We start from the raw sequence: 18,894 nt of genomic DNA, 5'->3' as shown, positions 1-18,894 counted from the left end.
CGCCATCAGAGATGTGTATAAGAGACAGATATAGTAGTTCCCCTGACGGGAACAGATATGCCGGTGGTAGAGGGACTCGGCCGCGACCAGTCGTTACTCCAACGTATCCCCCAGGTAGTCACACCGCCAGAAAACGAGGCCCACGATGAGGAGGAGAACGCCGGCGACGGCGAAGTCCATCATGAGCACGACGTACGACGCGGTGCCTCGCTCGACGCTCGTCAGCGCCAGCAGACCGAGGACGAGAGCGAGGAGCGTGAACGAGAGGATACCGGTCCAGAGCATCTTTCGGCGACAGATCCAATTTTTGAAGTACGCTCGTTCTGAGTTTCCCATGACCGCGGAGTTCGTGAAACGAGGCAATAGTCCTTTGGGACCGCGCGACCGCGGTCGGATGTCGCCTCTCGGCGATTCATCTATCTCCTTTAATAATCCCCATTATCGATGGATGTATATACGAGTATGGTAATGGTGAGTGTGTAATGGATTCGCAAACCAGTGGTGAGTCCGACGAGTGGATCAGCGATGACGAGTGGGAGGACGTGTCCGCGCAGACGCGCCGTCGCCTGCTCAAGAACGCGTTCGGGGCGACGGCCGGTGTCGCTGCACTCGCGGGATGCAGCGGAGAGGACGACCAATCGACGCCGACACCGCTCCAGAACGAGGGTGACGGTGGTGGGGGAACGTCGACCGACTCGGGAACCGCGGGCGAGGGTTCCTCCGGGAAGACGCTCGACCACATCATCTCGCTCGCGCCGACGAACGCCCGGTTCAACCCCTACGGTAACGCGGCGAACTTCTCCTTCCGATGGTACTGGGCCATGTTCGACCAACTCGCGGTCCACGATAAGGTGACGAACAAAACGAAGGGGATGGTCATCAAGGACTGGAACTACGCCGACAACGGGCAAGTCACGTGGAACGTCCGCGACACCTACACCTGGCACAACGGCGACGACCTGACGGCGGAGGACGTGGCCACGCAACTGAAAATCGGACAGTTGATGCAGACGGTCCACAAGGGATACGGCGCCCAACCGCTCTACGAGAACGTCGAGGCGACCGGGAAGTACGAACTCACGTTCGACCTGAAGGACCCGAAGATCAGCCGCGAGATATTCGAGTTCGGGCACATGAAGCGCCGCGCGTGGCTCTGGGCTCACCGGGACATCTGGGGCAAATACGCCGAGATGTTCGACGACGCCACGACGGAGGACGCGCGGACCTCCGCCCAGCAGGAGATGATGCAGGCGGTGCAAAAGGAGGTGTGGGACAACTCGAACGTCCCCGGGAACTCCGTCTGGGAGTTCGTCAAGGGAGAGGAGAACGTCGCGTACTTCGAGCCCTACGACGACTACTACAGTCCGTTCAGCGACGCCGAGTGGGCGGACGGCGACATCACGGGGGACATGATCGACTACAACCTCCGGTGGCATCGCTACCCGAACCAACAACAGCGGACGCAGGCGATGAAGGAGGGCACTATCGACGTCAGTTATCCGCCGGACTCCGAATCCGCTCGGGAGGGCATCCGACAGAAGGGCTGGGGCCCCGCCGACGACCTCTCGACGGATCAGATCACCCCCTCGATGCGGAGCGGTTCGATGTGCGTCCTGCTCAACTGCCAGAGCGATATCACCGGCGACCCGCGCGTTCGCAAGGCGATTCACCACATCGTCCCGCGGAAACCGCTGGTCTCCTGGGTCCCGGACTACGAGTCCTACTGGGTGGAGGACCGAATCCCCTCCGGCATGGGTCAGGACAAGGAGGTGCCTTGGTTCGGCGAGAACTCGAACTGGCCGAACGGAGCGCTCACGAAATTAGAGCGGTACGCTCACACGAAGGACGACGTCGACGAGGAACGGGCCACGCAACTGCTCGAAGCCGCCGGATTCTCCAAGTCGGGCGGTCGCTGGCAGGACTCCGACGGGAACAACGTCACGCTCCAGTTCTACACCGCAACGTCCGGCGAGGAGCCCATGGCCCTGCGCTTCGCACAGATAGCAAAGTCCTACTTGGACAACTTCGGTCTCCAGACGGAGGTCACGGCGCAGGAGGCAACCATCCGCGCCGGGAAGACGCTCGAGTCCGGCGATTGGCATATGATGTTCGACAGTTGGGGCGGCGCGAAGTCCGGCCCGCCGTTCCTCGACCTCACGGGGTCCTTCCAACTCCAGCAGACGCTCTCCGGACAGCCGATCGGAACGAACGAGAACTGGGCGATGAACAGGAAGGTCGAGGTGCCGTATCCGATAGGCGACCCGACCGGCGACCTCCAGGAGGTCGACGTCATCGACAAACTCAACCAACTCCAAACACAGATGTCCGACGAGAAGCGCCGGCAGACAGTCGGCGAGATGGCGTGGATATTCAACCAGTCGCTGCCGATGATGCTGGTGAACGAGGAGGGCGGAACCGGCGGCTACTGGCTTGACCACAGCAAGTGGCAGACCAAACCGCCGAACAACAACCGGAACCCGGCGTACCGCTACGAGATCGTCGAGGTCGGGCAGTACTCGTACTGCCAGTACATGGCGAAGATGGGTACGGAGTACTTCAGTCCCGCACAAGGAGGACAGTGAGGCGGCGCGAGACCCACGCCTGACTCCACCTCGTCCGCCGCGCTGGGTTCCGGACCGACCCGCACCGTTTCGAGGGCCTTGACACCGCTCTCTCCGCGTTGAGGACGCATATGTAACGTGTCGTGACTGTTCCTCGGTGCGACCGTATCAGTAATTATTAAGTGTGCAGATGACTGCTAACAGATAACAGGATGGTAGAGAAGAACTACTACGTCAGGCGGATAGTACAGTCATTGGTGACTGTATTGGCGGCGATCACGTTCTCGTTCATGACGGTACGTCTCATCCCCGGTGGGCCGATGGACTACATCGCCGCGCAGATACGGCAGCGCTCCGGGGGATCGGTTTCGACGGCGCGCCTCAACCAGATGGTCGAGATGTACTCGAACGTCAATCCCTCGAAACCGATGTGGGAGGCGTACGTCGATTACATCGTCTCGGTGGCGCAACTGGACTTCGGTCGGTCGATATTTTACTCCGACCCGGTCTGGGATGTGCTCGGCCCGGCGATTCCGTGGACGATGTTCGTTTCGCTGTTTGCGCTCGTCATCGGGACGCTGATGGTGTTCCTCATCGGCGGCTTCCTGGCCGTCCACGAGGGTGACTCCTGGGACGTGGTCGGGAGTTACTTCGTCATCTTCTCCGACGCCGTCCCCTACTACGTCGTCGGACTCGTGCTCCTGTTCGTGTTCGGGTTCGGGACGGAGTTCTTCCCCAACGGGGGGCGCTACGACAACTCCCTGACGCCGGGGTTCAACATCGCGTTCATGGCCAGCGTGCTCAGACACGCCGCGTTGCCTATCATGTCCTTCGCGCTCACCTCGTGGGGCGGCTTGGAGTTCCGCGCGCACTGTACGCGGATCATCGGCGAGGACTACGTCGACGTGGCCGAACTCCGAGGACTCCCCGACAGCAGGATTCAACTGCGGTACATCGGATGGAACTCGATGCTCCCGATGTACACGGGTCTGATGGCCGGCCTCGCCAGCCTCTTCGGCGGGTCGGTCATCATGGAGCAGATATTCCGCTACCGCGGCATGGGCTTTTACTTCTACGAAGCCACGATGGCGCGGGACTACACGACGGTGATGGCGGCGGTCATCCTCTTCACCGTCGTCACCGTCATCGGCCTCCTCATCGCCGACTTCACCTACGGCTTCATCGACCCCCGCGCCGGCCACACCCAGCGCGAGTCCTACTCGCGTTCGTACCGCGAACAGTTCCAGCGGTTCGTCAACCGCCTACGGAACGGTCGCAGCGAGGAGAGCGAGACCATCGACGACCGTATTCAGGACAACCGTATCTCGAAGAGCGGTGCGATGAGCTTCGACGTCGAGCAGTCGGACTTCTCGCGCGGCGACTACGTCCGCGAGCGAATCGACCAGAGCGTTCTGACGCCGTTCCGCATCATTTGGACGTCGCCGCGGGCCCGCGTCGGCGCGATAATCCTCGCGATATTCGGCTTCATGGGTCTGTTCGGACCGTACCTCGTTCGGCCCGTCGACCCGATGCAGGGTCCGATTCTCCTGCAACCACTGGAGAACGTGGCCTACCCGCTCGGCACCGACGACATCGGCCGCGACCTGTTCGCACAACAGGTGCGGGCGACGCGTCCGATGCTCGTGATGATGCTGTCGGGTGCGGCAGTGACGCTCGGTCTCGCTATCCTCCTCGGCGTCACGGCCGGCTACCTCGGCGGCCTCATCGACAAGGTGCTGATGACCGTGACCGACGTGATGATGAACATCCCCGGTCTGGCGCTCGTCATCGTCCTTGCCGTCATCCTCTCCCCGAAGAGTCCGGTGTTCGTCGGGGTCATCCTCGCCGTCGACAACTGGCCTCGGCTGGCGCGACAGCTCCGTTCGCAGGTGCTCACCATCCGCGGCGAGGCGCACGTCGAGGCCTCCCGCGTCCTCGGCCTGCCGACCAAGAGCATCCTCTCGAAGAACGTCATGTCCCGCCTCATGCCGATGCTGACGATGGGGACGGTCGGGTCGATGCGGAACATCCTGATGGAGTCGGTCGGCCTCTACTTCCTGGGCATCCTCCCCTTCACGACGAACAACTGGGGCATCGTGCTCAACATCGCCCGCAACGGCGGCGCGCTCTCGGGCGTGGACCGGTTCCACTGGCTCCTCGCGCCCATCCTGTTCATCGTCACGATGACGTACGGGCTCCAACTGTTCGCACAGGGGACCGACCGACTGTTCAACCCCCGCCTCCGCGCGCGGCACGCGGCGACCGTCTCGACCGACGAGACGGAGGAGGACCGCGGGGACCGCGGCGGGTCGTCCGCCTCCGCGGCCGACTGACCCACGGCTCCTCTCTCATCTCTCTGCCTCCTTCTCGTTTCGTTCCCCATCGTCTTCGTTCTATTGTCTCGTCCGGTCTCTTTCCTCCGAACGTCGAACGACGACAGCGCCGGATTCTGACCGTTCCTACGCTCCATCCTCCCCGCCCGGCGAAAAGATTAACTCGGGCGACGCAGACCTACGAATGGGTCTAACACCAATGAAAGTAGAGAAAGAAGGGAACACCACGCGGTACATGATCGGTCTGATACTGCTCGTTATCCTCCTCGTCGGAGTGTACTACGGATTCACGATGATGTGATCAGAACTGACGATACGCCCAGAGAAGGACTCTCGATACGACGGCGATGGACACCAGCAACCCGCCGATTATTCCGAGCATTCCGGCCCAGACGCCCGTCTGAAGTACCGCGCCGAGCAGTATCAACAGCGCCCCGACGATGATCACCGACGAGGTGACCGGGCCGCCGAGTTTCGAGCGCACCGACCGCAGTCCGTTCTGTCGCGTTCTCGCTTGCGCCATATCTCCAACGTTTAATTTGGTAGGACTTATAGCTTGTCGGTGGCTCCGCTCCCGCGCGAACGCCCGCTCGTGACCGCCGCAGCACCTGCGAGGCTGGGAAAGTATTAAGTGGGATAGACCATGATAGTTTCCTACCGTAGCCATTATGTTGGGTATTCACACGCGTGGCGGACTGAATCGTTCGAACGGCTCACACATCGGTGAGACGGACTGACGATGTCGTCTCAGTACACCAGACGCGAGACACGAGACGACGGCCAGTCGGCACACAACGTGCTCGAGATATCGAACGCGAGCGTCGCGTTCGCGATGGAGCGCGGAGACGCCCGCGTCCTCGACGACGTCTCGATAAACGTCCGCCGGGGGGAGGTGCTCGGCGTCGTCGGCGAGTCGGGGTCCGGGAAGTCGATGCTGGCGGACTCGATGCTCGACGCCATCGACTCGCCGGGGACGCTCACCGGCGACGTGACGTTCCACCCGCCCGAGGGGGGTGACCCCATCGCAGTCAACCAACTGAGCAAGGAGGAGCTTCGGCAGTTCCGCTGGGAGCGGGTGTCGATGGTCGTCCAAGGGGCGCTCGACTCGTTCAATCCGACGCTCAGCATCGGCGAGCACTTCGTCGAGACGCTCCGCGCGCATGATTACGACGTGGCCGAGGGGATGGAACGGGCGCGGCAGCTCATCTCGGACGTCCACCTCGAACCGGACCGCATCCTCGACGCCTACCCGTACGAACTGAGCGGCGGGATGACTCAGCGCGCCCTCATCGCGTTGAGTCTCCTCCTCGACCCGGACGTGCTCGTGATGGACGAACCGACCGCCGCGCTCGACCTGCTGATGCAGCAGTCGATTCTGAAGCTCCTCTCGGAGCTGAAAGACGAGTACGACCTTACCATCGTCATCGTGACGCACGACCTGAGCCACGTCGCCCGCATCTCGGACCGACTGGCCGTGATGTACGCCTTCGAGATACTCGAACTCGGGCCGGTGGGGGACATCGTGGCGAACCCCTCACACCCCTACACGAGGGAGCTTCTCAACTCGATTCCCGACATCGACGCCGACTTGGACGAGATGGCCTCCATCGAGGGGACGAGTCCCGACCCGCTGAACGTCCCGCGGGGCTGTTCGTACCACACTCGGTGTCCGCTCGCCGACGAGCAGTGCCGGGAGACTAACCCCGACCTCTTCGAGGTATCGGGCGACCACAGCGCCGCGTGCTTCTACACCGACGAAGCGCGCGAGACCATCCCGCTGAAGAAGGAGGTGACGAAATGAGCTCTCGTCCGCTCTTGGAAGTGGACGACCTGAGCGTCCACTTCGGCGGCGACAGCGGGATACTCGACCGTTTCCTCGGCGACGACAAGGGCGTCGTCCGCGCCGTCGACGGCGTCTCCCTCGACATCGGCGAGAACGACGTGGTCGCCCTCGTCGGCGAGTCGGGGTGCGGAAAGACGACGCTCGGGAAGACGATGATCGGTCTGCAGCGACCCACCTCGGGCGCCGTCCGATTCCGCGGGCAGGACATCTGGAAGTCCGACCTCGAATCCGGCGACATCCCCTACAAGGACATCCGGAAGTCCCTCCAGATGGTGCACCAAGACGCCGGGAACTCGCTCGACCCCAACCGCACGATATTCAAGAACCTCAACCCGGCGCTGAAGAAGTGGCGCCCGGAACTCAACCTCGTCGAACGCCGGGAACTCGTCCACCAGATGCTCGATACGGTCGGTCTCACGCCCGCCGACGACTACGCCTCGCGCTACCCGCACCAACTCTCGGGCGGGGAGGCACAGCGGACCGTCATCGTCCGCTCGATGCTCCTCGAACCGGACCTCATCCTCGCAGACGAGGCCGTCTCGGCGCTCGACGTCTCCCTGCGCGTGAACCTGATGGACCTGCTCTTGGAACTGCAGGAGATGTTCAGCACGTCGTTCGTCTTCATCTCGCACAACATGGCGAACGCCCGCTACCTCGCCGGCCGCGCCGACGGTCGAATCGCCGTGATGTACCTCGGACGCATCGTCGAAATCGGTCCGGCGGACGAGATAATCAAGAACCCCCAGCATCCCTACACCAAGAGCCTCCTGTGGGCCACCTCCGGTCTCTCGGAGATAAACGACCCGATCGAGTCGCCGCCGGTCAGGAAGATAGACATCCCGGACCCGGAGAACCCGCCCAGCGGGTGCCGGTTCCACACGCGGTGTCTCGAGGCCCGCGAGTTCTGCATGGGGAACGACCCCGACCTGAAGGGGATGACCGGCCCGAGCGACAGACACGAGGCGGCCTGCTTCGAGGCGCACGACCGAGTCGAGTACCGCAACAGCGAACCGCTCCCCGACGACTTTGACGACACGGACGCGACCGAACAACCGGCGGACTGATTCGGACCGCCGCTGTTACTTCTCACTGCCCGGCACGGCGTCGACGGCCGGGAACCCGTCCGGAACGGGCGCCGGCCTGTCGCACTGCGCCGACAGTTCGACGTACTCCCCCTCGCCGGCCGAGTCGCGGATGCCCGCCATCGCCTCCAGCACGTGGTACCCCACCTCGCCGCTCGTCCGGTGCTCCCAGTCGGACGACAGCGAGTGCGCGAGGTCGACGAGACCCAATCCGCGCTGCTGGCCGGGGTGACGGCGATCGACGGTCACCTCGCGCCACTCGCCCTCGTCGTCGTCACGTAGGTGGACGCGGGGCGTCCCGTCGAAGCGGTTCGGATTCGTCACGCTCAGCGTCCCCTCGGTGCCGTATATCTCGAACCCCGGGAGCTCGGACTCCCAGACGTCGAAACTCGTGAGTAGCGTCCCGGTCGCGCCGCTCTCGAAGGTCAACACGGCCGTCTCGTGCGTCGGCACCTCGACGGGAATCCGCTCGCCGCGCCGCGGTTCGCTCGCTATTTCCCGCTCGGAAAGCGGCGTCTTCGAGGTGCCCGCGACGGAGCGAATCGGTCCGAGCAGCGTCACGAGCGAGGTGAGATAGTACGGTCCCATATCGAACAGGGGGCCGCCGCCCTCCCGGTAGAAACCGTCGGGATTCGGGTGCCAGCGCTCGTGGCCGTGGTTCGACCAGAACGCCACCGCGCCGACCGGGTCGCCGATGACGCCGTCGTCGATGACGTCCCGGCAGGTCTGGATACCCGTTCCGAGCACGGTGTCCGGCGCGACGCCGACGGTCAGCCCCTGCTCAGCCGCCGTCTCGATTACCTCCTCGCCCTGCTCGCGCGTCGGCGCGAGCGGTTTCTCCGTGTAGGCGTGCTTTCCCGCCCGGAGAGCCGCCAGCATCAACTCGCCGTGTGACGCCGGCGGCGTGAGAACGGCGACGACGTCGACCTCGGGGTCGGAGAGCAGGTCGTCGGTCGGGAGAACGCGCGGGACGCCGTACTCCTCCGCCTTCGATTCGGCGAGACCCTCGTCGAGGTCGGCGCAGGCGACGGCGTCGATCGCGTCGAACCGCTCGCACGCCTCGAAGTAGACGTCGCTGATAGCTCCACAACCAACGATACCGATGGAAGCTGGTTCCATGCGGGAAGGTCGCGGGAGAGCATCAAGTAGCTTTTCCCGCGCTGACGTGCTTCGGTTCGGTCCGACCCCGTCGCCTCGGCGTCTCGGGACTCAGCCTTCGAACGCCGACACCGGGACCCACTCGTCGCGGCGGTCCGATCGCCCGGCGGCGAACACGACGTTCAGCGCCTCTCTCGCCTCCGACGCCGAGACCATCGGCGGCCGACCTTCGGTGACCGCGTCGACGAAATCGCGCATCTGTGCCGCGTGGAGGCCGTCGGACGGCGGGCCGGGGAGGTCGACTTCCGTTCGACCCGCCGCCGTCTCGAACAGTTCGACTCCGGACTCGGTGACGCGAAGGGTGCCTTCGGTCCCGTTGAACTCCAGGGAGATGGGCTGCTGCGGGCGCGTCGCCGTCGTCGCGGAGACGGTCCCGACCGCGCCGTCGGCGAAGCGAAGCGAGAGCGCGGCCGTGTCGGGGACCCCGATGTCGTGCAGACGGGTCTCGGTCGCGCCGGCGACGCGTTCGACGCCGCCCGCGACCCACTGCAACAGGTCGACGCCGTGAAGCGCCTGCGTGAACAGGACGCCCCCATCGAGCGTCTCGCTGCCGTGCCACGACGAATCGTCGTAGTACGACGGGTCGCGGTGCCACTTCATCCGCGCGTCGGCGGAGACGAGGCGGCCGAGTCGGCCGTCGCGGACCGCCTCGCGGGCGAACCGAATCGACGGGAGCAGGCGACGCTGGAGGACGCCCGCGAGGACGACGCCCGCCTCTCGGCACGCCGCCTCCATCTCCGCGACGCGTTCGGGCGTGACGTCCAGCGGCTTCTCGCACAACACGTCCAGCCCCGCGGCCGCGGCGTCGACGACGACCTCCCGGTGCGTCCCGTTCGGCGTGCAGACGCAGACGGCGTCGAGCGGAGCGTCGGCGAACATCTCGGCGTGACCGCCGTACGCCGCGCAGTCGTGCGCCGACCCGAACGACCGCGCGGTCTCGGCGGTGTGGTCGGCGCACGCGCGGAGGTCCGGACCCTCGACGGCGTTGATGGCGTCGGCGTGCGTCTCGCCCATGCTCGCACAGCCCACGATTCCGAATCGGACGGGAGCGTCGGTCATCTCTCTTCGCTCCGGTTCGAGGTCGGTTCGTCGCCCTGTCTCCGCGGGACAGCGTCGCTCTGTCTCGTCATCGACTCGAATCTCTGCGGGGACGGGCATAAGCGTTCGTGGGGAGTGGACTCCTCCGCACGGCACCGCCCGCCCTCCGGTCGGAACGCTCATGCGCCCCTCCCGCGTACCCGACGTCGATGCGAACCTACACCGTTCGACGCGTCGAGAGTACGGGCGACGTTCCTCTAACCGGCGACCCCGACGGCGCCGTCTGGCGCCGGGCCGAGACGGCCTCGCTCGACCAGTTTCCGTGGGGCGACGGCCCCGGTCCGGCGACGACCGTCCGCGCACTCTACGACGACGAGGCGCTCTTCCTCCAGTTCCACGCCGAAGACGAGGAGATAACGGCCGAGGTGACCGACCTGAACGGCCCGACGTTCGAGGACAGTTCCGCCGAGTTCTTCGCATCGCCCGAACGGCGCCCCGACGGGTCGCCGGCCCCCTACTTCAACTTCGAGGCGAACTGCTGCGGGACGTTCAAACTTGCGTGGCAGGAGCCGAGTTGGCGCGAACGCGGTATCGGTCGGACGCTCGTCTCCGCCGCGGACGCGGCGACCGTGGACGCGGAGACGTCCGTTCCGGGGCCGACGAAGTCCGTCGACCCCGACGACGAGTCGTGGTGGCTGGCCGCGCGGATTCCGCTGTCGACTCTCCGCTCGCTGACCGGCCTCGCTCTGACGCTCGACTCGGGGACGGTCTGGCGCGGGAACTTCTACCGAAGCGGCGTCCCCGACGAGGAGAAAGGGACGTGGAACCGAATCGACCTCCCCGACCCGGCGTATCACTCCCCCGAGTTCTTCGGTCGAATCGAGTTCGCGTGAGCAGCCAGAAAAATACGGCCGACGGCTATTTGTCCAACGTCACCGAACCACGCGCTTGTAATGACACGACCGTTCAGCGACGACGACAGGGACAAAGAGGTCCTCACGGCCGAGGGCGACCGAATCGGGCGAGTGCACGATGTCGACGGCGACGGTAACAGCGCGACCGTCGAGGCCGACGAGAGCCTCTCCGAGAAACTCCCCGATAAACTCGATTGGACCGACGACGACCCGAACGAGATTCGACGCGAACAGGTCGACAGCAACACCGGGGACTACCTCCGATTGAAACAGAAGTGGTGAGGCGCGGACCGAGAAGACGGCCGTCAACGCCGAGTTCGCGGCACCGAAACGATTTTTTCGGCAGGTGGCGAACCGGGAGTCATGGAGAACCCGACCGCGCTGGCAATCGGCGAGACGACGTTCCCGTTCCACGATTTCGCAGAGATGGGCCCGCATATCGAGTCGGCCCTCGGAGACGCCGTCGACGTGACTCGTTCGACTGACCTCGCCGACCTCACCGACCTCTCGGGGTACGACTTGGTCGTCGACTACCTGACCGACAGCACGCTAACCGACGACCAACTGGAGGGGCTCCTCGCGTTCGTCCGCGACGGGGGCGGCTACCTCGGCCTCCACTGCGCCGCCGACCTCACGAGCGTACACGCCGGCGGCGGCGAACTGGCCCACAGGGAGGAGCCGTTTCCCGAACTCCGCGAACTCGTCGGCGGACACTTCCTCACGCACCCCGAACAGTCGACATTCGGCGTCGATGTCGTCGCCGAGCACCCCGTCGTCGACGGCGTCGAGGACTTCGAGGTGTTCGACGAACCCTACCAGGTGGAGGCCGACGACGACGTGACCGTTCTCGCCCGGATGGACCATCCGGACCTGGAGGCCTACCCCGTCGTCTGGGTCCGCGAGTACGGCGACGGCAGGGTCTGCTACGCCTCGCTCGGTCACACGGAGGACTCGTTGGCGAACGAGCAGTACCGCCGGCTTCTTCGCAACGCCGTCGGATGGCTCGCTCGGGTCTGAACGTCCCTTCCGGACCGGACACCTGAGCGCTTATGCCGGTCGGTCACAAATATCGCGAGCATGGGAATTCGAAAGGCCGACGTGACCATGTACGTGTTCATTCTTGGGGTGTTGCTCTCGGGTATGTGGCTGGCTCAGCAGGTCGGGACGGACTGGTCGCCGGTACTGCTCGCCATCGTCGCCGTCGTGGCGGCGGGATGGACGGTCTACTACCGGTTTTCGGTCGGTCCCCGCATCGAGGCGAACAGACGGGACGGCGGCGAACACGAAGGAGAGGACGCCGGATCGTCGACCGCCGCGAAGACGGGCGACGACGCGTAGCGGCGGCGCGGTGCGTCTACTCCTCGCGAAAGTACGGAATGATCTCGGACTCGTAGTGGCGCATCGTCTCCTCGAAGTCGCCGACCGGAATGAGGACGAGGTTGTCGACGCCGGCCTCGCGGAACGCCTCGACGCGTTCGATGGCGCGTTCGGGGCTCCCGGCGACGCATATCTCGTCGACCGCCTCGTCGGGGATTTGTTCGGCCGCCGTGGTCAGTCGTCGCTCCTGTTCCTCGTCGAACGCCATCTGCCACATGATGGGCGTCTCCGCGGCGATGTCCTCGTAACCCATGTCTTCGAGGAGCGGGGGTCGGAGCGCGAGGTTCACTCGATTGCGCTCGATGCCGGCCTCGCGCGCCTCGTCGCCGTCCTCGGAGACGGCCGTCGGAACCATCACCGCGCGGGCGATGTCGTCGGGGTCGCGGCCGCGCGACTCGGCCACGTCGAGCACCTTCTGCAGGTCGGCCTCGTACTCGGCCGGCGAGTACACCCACGGGAACCAGCCGTCGGCGACGGCGCCCGTCAGGCCGCGCATGCTCTCGCCGTAGCCGCCGATCCAGAGCGGCGGACGCGGGTCCTGTACCGGCTTCAGCCCCATGTGGGCCTCGTCCAACTCGAAGTATTCGCCCGAAAACGAGAGTGGTTCCTCGACCGTCGACTTCCAGAGGCCGTCGACGACCCTGACGCACTCCCGAAAGCGCGCGTAGGGGTTCTCCCAGTCGATGTCCTCGATGGGGGCGAAGTTGAACGCCTCGCCCGCTCCGATTCCGAGTCCGGCGCGACCGTCGCTCATCCGGTCCAGCGTCGCGGTGGCGTGCGCGAGTTCGGTCGGGTGGCGGCGCACGGAGTCGGAGACGCCGGGCATCAGCGTCACGTCCTCGGTCGCGTGCACCATGGCGCCGAGGACGGAGAACGCCTCCCACGGCGGGTCGACGAGGTACTCGTCGGAGCCGGTGGGATGAAAGAGGTGGTCGGGGACCGTGACGGCGTCGAATCCGGCGTCCTCGACGCGCGCCGCCCGTTCGACGGCCCGGCCGGGGTCGCCGTAGCTCACCACCTGACAACCGAACGCGAGTTCGCTCGTAGGAGACTCTGACATCGCCCGTACCCTCTCTCCCCCGTGGTAAATAATTGGTCGTCGGCGGTTCGTCCGGGAGGGCCGTACCGACCCGCTGCGCCGCGTTCCGTCGGGAGACGCCTACCCGCGAAGCACCGACGCGTCGAGGTCGTAGGCCTCGAAGTACTCCCGCTCTCGCTCGATCAGTTCGGCGAACAGATCGCGCGCCTCCTCCCTCGAAACCGTGACGAGCGGTTCGTTGAGGAACGCTTGGAACGCGAGGTCGAGGTCGCCGGCGAACCCGGCTTCGATCAGCGTCTCCTGGTTGGCCACGTGGCGCGCGACCATGCTCTCCACTTCGGGCGGCAGGCCGCCCGCGCAGAGCGGAGAGACGCCGTCGCCCGAGAGCAGGGCGTTCGTCTCCACGACGGCGCCCTCGGGGAGGCCGCTGACCTGCCCCTCGTTCGGGTAGTTGAGGTGCGTGACGAACGGCTTCTCGCCGACGAGCGCCCGCATGATGTCGACCGCTTCTTCTCCCGATTCGCGGAACTCGAATTCCGCGTCCCCGGCGAGGTACTGCTCCATCTCGTCGGGGCCGTCGGAGTCGTCGACGCGGGCCGAACTCGGCGTGAGGCGGATACCGAATCGCTGCACCTCCTCGGGTTCGTCGATGCTCAGGTACCACGGCACGAACTCCGCGAGGTGGCGGTCGCCCGCCGCGCCGAGGACGCCGAAGCGGTCGTACAGGTCGAAGGCGACCTCTTGGTTGTTCACCCAGTAGGACTCGCCGTCCAACTCGCCCGGTTCCCGGTCGAACAACGGCTTCCGCCGTTCGAGTTCCTCGTCGAGGTATCGAAAGAGGTCGCGGTCGCGCCACGTCGCCTCGTCGACCCACGTGAAGTGGTTGATTCCCTTGACCGTGACTCGAATCTCGTCGCGGCTCACGTCCTCGGCTTCCTCGACGTACCGCTCGGCCATCTCCGCGAACAGTTCCTGCGTCTTGAACACCTCGTGACAGAGCCCGATGGCCTTGATGTCGGGAAACTCCTCGTACAGCGCCCGCGTGCAGACCGTCATCGGGTTGGTGTAGTTGATGACCCACGCGTCCGGGCAGCGCTCGCGGACCGTCGCGGCTATCTTGCGGTACTGCGGAATCGCCCGTAGCGCGCGCACCGCACCGCCGGGGCCGACGGTGTCGGCGACGGTCTGGTAGATGCCGTACTCCTGCGGCACGTCGATGTCGTGAACGAACGTCTCCTCGGGGTCGTCCTGTATCGAGCAGACGACGAAGTCGGCGCCGTCGAGGGCGTCGCCCATCTCCCGGGTCGCCTCGAACGTCCAGTCGCCGACGGCCTCCTCCCGCCGCATCACCTGATTGGCGAGTTCGGCGTTTCGCTCGGCCATCTCGTAGTTCACGTCGTACAGCGAGACGGTCCCGGCGAGGTCGGAACACTGTGCGAGGTCGTTGATGAGCGTGTGCGCCCACCCTCGACTCCCGCCGCCGACGTAGCCGATCTTCAGATTCCGGGTCGGACCCGACGGTGCGCGCTCTCCGCGCTCCGACAGCTGATACATATGATAGCGAACGACGAAGCAGACGGCAAAATAGCTGTCGTTCTCGGAGACGCTCGCCCCCTACTCGGGACGGCGGCGCGTCTTCACGCCGGCGGTTCGTCCCACTCGTCGCCGTCGTCGCGCGGGCGGTACCCGATGCGATTGCGGGCGTGCTCGATATCGAACCAGCGGTTCCGATTGTCGCTGACGCCGTGGAAGATGTCGAACTCGACGTCGTCGTCTTCGAGGCAGCACTCCACCATGTGCGCGAAGTCGCGGCGCGACTGCCACATCGCCTTCATCCGCGCGATTTCTCGCTCGTACTCCTCGCTTCCGTGCTCGAACTCGCCGTCCTCGACGCCCTGTTCGGCGTCGCCGTACGGATGATCGTACTCGGCCGACCGGACGCTGCAGATTCTGAGCGCGTAGAATCGCTTCGGGTACTCGTGGTTCTCCACGTAGTAGCGGCCGAGGTCCTCGCCGAAACTCTTCGAGGCCCCGTAGTAGGAGTCGGGGCGCACGGGGTCGTCGCGGCGGAGGACGATGTCGGTCTCCCCGGTGTACAGTTCGGGGGCGAACTCCTCTTCGTACCCGCCCACCACGTGGTTCGTCGACCCGAAGACGAACGTCTCCACCTCGTTCTCGCGCGCGGCTTCGAGCGCGTTGTACATCCCGACGATGTTCGGCTCGAAGATGTCAGTCCACGACCCGTCGGTGTACGGGTACGCCGCGAGGTGGACGAGAGCGTCGTGGCCCGCGGCCGTTTCCGTCAGCTTCTCCCCGTCGGTGACGTCCCCGACCACCGTCTCGTAGCCGCCGTAGGGGTGGTCATCGGGGCGGTCCGAGCGGTTGTAGTAGGTGAAGTCGTACTCCGGCCGGTCGTGCAGGTGGTCGATGAGTGCGGTCCCGCAGCGTCCGTACACGCCCGTCAACAGAACGTCCATACCGATTACCCGCGGACCAGCGGTAAAATGATTCCGTCCGCTCCGAGCGCCCGCGTCGGTTCGCGCGCCTCGCGCGTCACGCGCGCCCTCGGCGGCCTTCCCAACTCACCCCGTCAGAACGGTCACCGGTCCGTCGAAGTTGAGCACGAGGCGCTGGGCGGTGTCGCCGAACAGCGCCTTCCCGGTGGGAGAGCGCTGCCGGCCGGCGACGTAGACGTGGTCGCAGCCGCGTTCGCCGGCGACGCGGACCACTTCGTCCGCCAAGTCGCTCTCCTCGGCGACGACGCTGACCACGTCGTACTCGACGGTGTCGTCGAGGCCCGCGAACGCCTCGTCGGCCGCCTCCTCGGCGAATCGGTTCGCCACCTCCCGGGCCGAGTCGGATTTGAGCGAGGTGTTGGCCGCGTCGCTCATTGCTTGCAGCGTCTCGGCGTTCTCCGCTATCTCCTCCTCCGTGATGCGGGTGAGCAGGACGAGCGGTGTATTCGTCCCGGCGGCTATCTGTCCCGCTTCGGTGAGGAGGCGTTCGTGCGAGTCCGTGCTGTCGACTACCACTAGCGACGACTGCATACCGGTGACACGGTACTTCGACGCATAAAACTATCCCGCCGGGCGTTCCCGGCGTCGAGTAGACCTCAGCGGTCCGCGCGGTACCGCTCGACGGCGTCCTCGTCGACGTCGACGCCTAACCCCGGCCCCTGCGGGACGCTCACTTCGCCCCCCGTCGGGTCGAACGGCGTCGTCAGAATCTCGTCGCGGAGCGGGTTCTCGCTGCGGTCGAACTCGACCATCATCGGGTCGGGCACGTTCCTCGTGTGCGGGTAGTCCGAGACGCTGGCGGCGAACTGCACCGCCGCCGCCAGTCCGACGGCGCTGTTCCAGATATGCGGGCGGACGGCGACGTTCTCCGTCGTCGCCATGTCCGCGATTCTGTTCGCCTCGGTGAGGCCCCCGCACCGCCCGAGGTTCGGTTGGACCACGTCGACCGTTCGGTCGTCGACGAGGCGTTTGAACTCGAATCGGCCGTAGTGCGCCTCGCCGGCGGCGATGGGCACGTCGACGCGGCTCTTCACCTCGCGGTAGCCGGAGAGGTTCTCCGGCGGGACGGGCTCTTCCACCCACGTCACGTCGAACTCCTCGATGGCCTTGATGGTCCGAATCGCCTGCCGCGGTCGGTAGTTCCCGTTGATGTCGACCATCAGGCGCGCGTCGTCGCCGAGCACCTCCCGGGCCGCCCGCACCCGTTCTACGTCCGAGTCGACGCCGGTTCCGATCTTTATCTTCGCCGCGGCGAAGCCCTCCTCGACGGCTTCTTCGATGGGTTCGGCTATCGGTCTGTCCTCCTCGGTGAAGTACATCGTCGAAGCGTAGGCGGTCAGCGTCTCGCGCTCCCGCCCTCCGAGGAGGCGGTGGACGGGCTTTCCGGTGGCCTTCCCGACGAGGTCCCACAGCGCCACGTCGATGCCGCTCAGCGCGCTCTGAACGAAGACGCTCCCCCCGAAGTGGTAGGGGTCGGTGTAAGAGTCCTCGGCGAGGCGGCGCACGTCGAAGGGGTCCATCCCGACGACGGCGTCGCGGAAGAACTCGTCGACGACGGGCGCGACGACGCTCCCGGGCGCGAACGCCTCACCCCACCCCGTCTCGCCGTCGTCCGTCTCGACGCGGATGAGCGTCGTCGCCCGGTCGCGGCCGAACCCCCGCGCGTCTCCGAGGCCCCGTCCCTCGGGGAGTCTGTGCGATATCGGAATCACCTCGACGTCTGTCACTCGCATGGTAGACGTAGCGCGGAGGGTCGGGATATAGCTTGGGTACCCTACTCCTCGTCGTAGCGGAACTCGGTCCACGGTCCCTCCTCGAACGGGTAGTCCTCGAGAACGTCGAAGTCCACCTCGAACCCGAGTCCGGGGTCGTCAGAGAGCGTCAGCGTCCCGTCTTCGACCGCCGGTTCGCCGTCGATGATGTCGAACGCGAGGTCGAACGGGTACATTCCGGGGTCGTTTTCGGAATCAGCGTCGAGGACCGGGTCGTCCTCGAAGACGGGATATTCGAGGAGCGACACGTCGGGCGCGGCGGCGACGAGGTGCGCGTTGGCGAGCAGACCGATCCACGTCCCGAAGTTGTGCGGGACGAACTCCACCTCGCGACCGGCGCAGTACTCCACGGCAGGACGGCACCCGGTGTAGCCGCAGTGGTGGCGGACGTCCCCCTGCAGGAAGTCGACGGCGCCCGTCTCGCCGAGTTCGACCAACCCCTCCGGCGTCGATTCGCTCTCCCCGCCGGCCAGCGGTGCGCCCGTCTCGGCGAGGTCGACGTACCCCGCGCGGTCGTCGGGCGCGACGGGTTCTTCGACCCAGTAGCAGTCCCGGTCGCCGGCGAACGCGACGAGGTTACGAACCGTCTCGCGGTCGTAGCCGTCGCGTATCTTCCACCAGGTGTGCACGTCGAGCATCACGGCCATCTCGCCGGCCGACTCCGAGACGAGTTCGACGGTCCGGCGGTCCTTCCCCGGGCCGACGCCCGGCCGGTACTTGTAGCCGAAGAAACCGAGGTCGCGGACGGTCGCCGCCTGCTCGGCGTACCCCTCCGGTTTCATGTACATCCCGGCGCTGGCGTACAGGGGCATCTCCCGCGTCGGGTCCGTCCCGTACTCCTCTGCGAGGAGTTCGTATATCGGCGCGCCCACCTCCTTCCCGCGGAGGTCGTAGAGCGCCACGTCGACGGCCGAGAGCGCCTCGTACAGTAATCTGTCGGGGAGGTTCGTCTCCCGCAGACGGTCGTGCGCGTCCGTCACCGCCGCCACCGTCTCGCCTTCGAGAGCGTCCGCGACGGCGCCGTCGACCACGTCCGCGAAGGTCCCCTGCGAGTCGCCCTCGAAGTACTCCCGCATCGCGGAACTGCTCGCGCCCGCCGTCGCGGCGCCGTAGCGGCCGTCGCTCGACTCGACGACGACGAGGACCACGTCGCGCTTGAGCAGTCGGCGCACGCCGCCGTGGAACGGTCGGTCCTGCGGCGGGTCGATGGGCGAGGAGAGAGCGTGTCCGCTGACGTTCGTGATTCGCATACCTCCACTGA

At 65.8% G+C, this 18,894-nt stretch carries 18 protein-coding genes; 8 read left to right on the top strand and 10 right to left on the bottom strand.

The features are described from left to right. Positions 1 to 93: 93 nt before the first annotated feature. Complete coding sequence (locus C474_RS16065; protein WP_008388672.1) at positions 94 to 336, bottom strand: hypothetical protein; 243 nt, start codon at positions 334 to 336, stop codon at positions 94 to 96. A gap of 146 nt (positions 337 to 482) precedes the next feature. Here C474_RS16065 and C474_RS16060 point away from each other — a divergent pair, with 146 nt between their 5' ends. Then, positions 483 to 2,582 carry an ABC transporter substrate-binding protein gene (locus C474_RS16060; RefSeq protein ID WP_008388670.1) on the top strand — a complete coding sequence of 700 codons (2,100 nt, stop codon included), beginning with the start codon at positions 483 to 485 and terminating at the stop codon, positions 2,580 to 2,582. 191 nt (positions 2,583 to 2,773) lie between these two features. Beyond that, complete coding sequence (locus C474_RS16055) at positions 2,774 to 4,894, top strand: ABC transporter permease subunit (RefSeq protein WP_049917095.1); 2,121 nt, start codon at positions 2,774 to 2,776, stop codon at positions 4,892 to 4,894. Between the two features lie 301 nt (positions 4,895 to 5,195). On the opposite strand, the gene C474_RS16050 is transcribed toward C474_RS16055, so the two are convergent. Next, complete coding sequence (locus C474_RS16050) at positions 5,196 to 5,417, bottom strand: hypothetical protein (RefSeq protein ID WP_008388667.1); 222 nt, start codon at positions 5,415 to 5,417, stop codon at positions 5,196 to 5,198. 216 nt (positions 5,418 to 5,633) lie between these two features. Between C474_RS16050 and C474_RS16045 the strand changes: the two genes are divergently transcribed. Beyond that, entirely contained in the window at positions 5,634 to 6,695 is a 1,062-nt protein-coding gene (locus tag C474_RS16045; protein ID WP_008388665.1) for an ABC transporter ATP-binding protein, read from the top strand. Continuing rightward, a complete protein-coding gene (locus C474_RS16040; protein WP_049917094.1) occupies positions 6,692 to 7,801 on the top strand; it encodes an ABC transporter ATP-binding protein in 1,110 nt (369 codons plus the stop codon). Before C474_RS16045 ends, C474_RS16040 begins: the two co-directional genes overlap by 4 nt. Before the next feature lie 15 nt (positions 7,802 to 7,816). Here the strand turns inward: C474_RS16040 and C474_RS16035 are convergent, their stop codons facing one another. Both C474_RS16035 and C474_RS16030 read right to left on the bottom strand, forming a co-directional pair. Next, a complete protein-coding gene (locus C474_RS16035; protein WP_008388661.1) occupies positions 7,817 to 8,938 on the bottom strand; it encodes a Gfo/Idh/MocA family protein in 1,122 nt (373 codons plus the stop codon). Between the two features lie 90 nt (positions 8,939 to 9,028). Next, complete coding sequence (locus C474_RS16030) at positions 9,029 to 10,036, bottom strand: Gfo/Idh/MocA family protein (protein WP_049917111.1); 1,008 nt, start codon at positions 10,034 to 10,036, stop codon at positions 9,029 to 9,031. A 188-nt stretch (positions 10,037 to 10,224) separates the two neighbouring features. Here C474_RS16030 and C474_RS16025 point away from each other — a divergent pair, with 188 nt between their 5' ends. The 4 genes from C474_RS16025 to C474_RS16010 all read left to right on the top strand — a co-directional run bounded on the left by C474_RS16025 (position 10,225) and on the right by C474_RS16010 (position 12,267). Beyond that, positions 10,225 to 10,908: a carbohydrate-binding family 9-like protein gene (locus tag C474_RS16025; RefSeq protein WP_008388658.1), complete on the top strand. Its 684-nt coding sequence runs from the start codon at positions 10,225 to 10,227 to the stop codon at positions 10,906 to 10,908. Between the two features lie 60 nt (positions 10,909 to 10,968). Further along, on the top strand, positions 10,969 to 11,211 hold the full coding sequence (locus C474_RS16020) for a hypothetical protein (RefSeq protein WP_008388657.1): 243 nt from the start codon (positions 10,969 to 10,971) through the stop codon (positions 11,209 to 11,211). 81 nt (positions 11,212 to 11,292) lie between these two features. Then, positions 11,293 to 11,946 (top strand): ThuA domain-containing protein, encoded by a 654-nt coding sequence (locus C474_RS16015; RefSeq protein WP_008388656.1) that lies wholly within the window; start codon positions 11,293 to 11,295, stop codon positions 11,944 to 11,946. Between the two features lie 60 nt (positions 11,947 to 12,006). Further along, the gene (locus C474_RS16010; RefSeq protein ID WP_008388655.1) at positions 12,007 to 12,267 is read left to right on the top strand and encodes a hypothetical protein; all 261 of its coding nucleotides are present in this window, start codon (positions 12,007 to 12,009) and stop codon (positions 12,265 to 12,267) included. Between the two features lie 16 nt (positions 12,268 to 12,283). Here the strand turns inward: C474_RS16010 and C474_RS16005 are convergent, their stop codons facing one another. The 6 genes from C474_RS16005 to C474_RS15980 form a co-directional block, all read right to left on the bottom strand. After that, the gene (locus C474_RS16005) at positions 12,284 to 13,366 is read right to left on the bottom strand and encodes an LLM class flavin-dependent oxidoreductase (protein ID WP_049917093.1); all 1,083 of its coding nucleotides are present in this window, start codon (positions 13,364 to 13,366) and stop codon (positions 12,284 to 12,286) included. A gap of 99 nt (positions 13,367 to 13,465) precedes the next feature. After that, positions 13,466 to 14,899 carry a family 4 glycosyl hydrolase gene (locus C474_RS16000; RefSeq protein ID WP_008388653.1) on the bottom strand — a complete coding sequence of 478 codons (1,434 nt, stop codon included), beginning with the start codon at positions 14,897 to 14,899 and terminating at the stop codon, positions 13,466 to 13,468. A gap of 83 nt (positions 14,900 to 14,982) precedes the next feature. Then, positions 14,983 to 15,822 carry an NAD-dependent epimerase/dehydratase family protein gene (locus C474_RS15995; protein WP_008388652.1) on the bottom strand — a complete coding sequence of 280 codons (840 nt, stop codon included), beginning with the start codon at positions 15,820 to 15,822 and terminating at the stop codon, positions 14,983 to 14,985. 105 nt (positions 15,823 to 15,927) lie between these two features. Further along, positions 15,928 to 16,377 carry a universal stress protein gene (locus C474_RS15990; protein ID WP_049917110.1) on the bottom strand — a complete coding sequence of 150 codons (450 nt, stop codon included), beginning with the start codon at positions 16,375 to 16,377 and terminating at the stop codon, positions 15,928 to 15,930. Between the two features lie 80 nt (positions 16,378 to 16,457). Further along, a complete protein-coding gene (locus C474_RS15985) occupies positions 16,458 to 17,594 on the bottom strand; it encodes a mandelate racemase/muconate lactonizing enzyme family protein (RefSeq protein ID WP_008388650.1) in 1,137 nt (378 codons plus the stop codon). A 41-nt stretch (positions 17,595 to 17,635) separates the two neighbouring features. Continuing rightward, positions 17,636 to 18,883: a mandelate racemase/muconate lactonizing enzyme family protein gene (locus C474_RS15980; protein WP_008388649.1), complete on the bottom strand. Its 1,248-nt coding sequence runs from the start codon at positions 18,881 to 18,883 to the stop codon at positions 17,636 to 17,638. Positions 18,884 to 18,894: the final 11 nt, after the last annotated feature.

The sequence above is a fragment of the Halogeometricum pallidum JCM 14848 genome (assembly GCF_000337095.1).
GTDB classification, from domain to species: domain Archaea; phylum Halobacteriota; class Halobacteria; order Halobacteriales; family Haloferacaceae; genus Halogeometricum; species Halogeometricum pallidum.
Note: the sequence above shows the minus strand (reverse complement) of the source record. Positions and strands in the feature narration are given on the sequence as shown.